1 protein-coding gene is annotated in these 1095 nt (G+C 68.2%); it reads right to left on the reverse strand.

The window, feature by feature from the left end; translation table 11 throughout:
- A partial coding sequence (locus KVT45_RS55000) for a condensation domain-containing protein (RefSeq protein WP_254648761.1) occupies positions 1 to 1095 on the reverse strand: 1095 nt, incomplete at both ends.

Genomic DNA, 1095 nt, shown 5'->3' on the forward strand with positions numbered 1-1095 from the left:
TCGTTCCACCGTTCGAGGACCACAGCCCGCTCCGCCTCATCCAGAACCTCGACGGCACTCAGCCGCAGCTCCGGATCAGCCGCCACCTGCTCCAACACCCGCACCAACCACTCCGCCAGCCGACGAACCGTCCCCTCGTCGAACAAGTCGGCGGAGTAGAGAATCCCCCCACGCAGGCCATCGGCAGAACCGTCGTCCGACTGCCCCTCGCTCAGCGTCAAGGAGAGATCGAACCGAGCCGCGGGATCCTCCGCCGGCGGGATCTGCTCGACTGTCAGCCCCTCCAGCTCCCAGCGCGCCTCGGGCACGTTCTGGAGCGCCAGCATGACCTGGAACAGCGGATTACGCGCCGCCGACCGCACCGGATTCAGATCATCCACCAACCGCTCGAACGGCACATCCTGGTTCGCATACGCCGACAGATCCGACTCCCGGATCCGGGCCAGCAGGTCACGGAACGTGGGGTTGCCTGAGGTGTCCGCCCGCAGGACGAGAGTGTTGACGAAGAACCCCGCAAGCCTCTCCACCTGCGCGTCGGACCGGCCGGCGACCGGGGTGCCGATGCACACGTCCTCGCCCGCACCCATCCGGGCGAGCAGCACCGCCAGCGCGGCATGCACGACCATGAACATCGTCGCCCCGCCTTGCGCGGCCAGCTCCACCAGCCGCGCATGCGTCACCGCATCCACCCCCACCGGAACCGAACCACTCCGGAAGGACGGCACCGCAGGCCGCGGACGGTCAAACGGCAGCACCGTCTCCTGCGGCACCCCCTCCAACGCCTGCCGCCAGAACCCGACCTGCTCGGCACCCGCACTGCCCGGGTCATCCAGCTCCCCAAGCACCTCCCGCTGCCACAACGCATAATCCGCGTACTGAACCGGCAACGGCTCCCACCCAGGCACCCGCCCGGAAAGCCGCGCACCGTAGGCAGCCTGGAGGTCAGTGGCCAGCACACCCATCGACCACGCATCCGTCGCAACGTGATGAGCCACCAGCAACAACACAGACTCATCCCGCGAAACCCTCAGCAGAACCGTCCGCCACGGCAGATCGACCGCCAGATCGAACCCCCGCCCCGCCTCCTCCTGCATG

It is taken from the genome of Streptomyces sp. GbtcB6 (genome assembly GCF_019091475.1).
GTDB classification, from domain to species: domain Bacteria; phylum Actinomycetota; class Actinomycetes; order Streptomycetales; family Streptomycetaceae; genus Streptomyces; species Streptomyces hyaluromycini.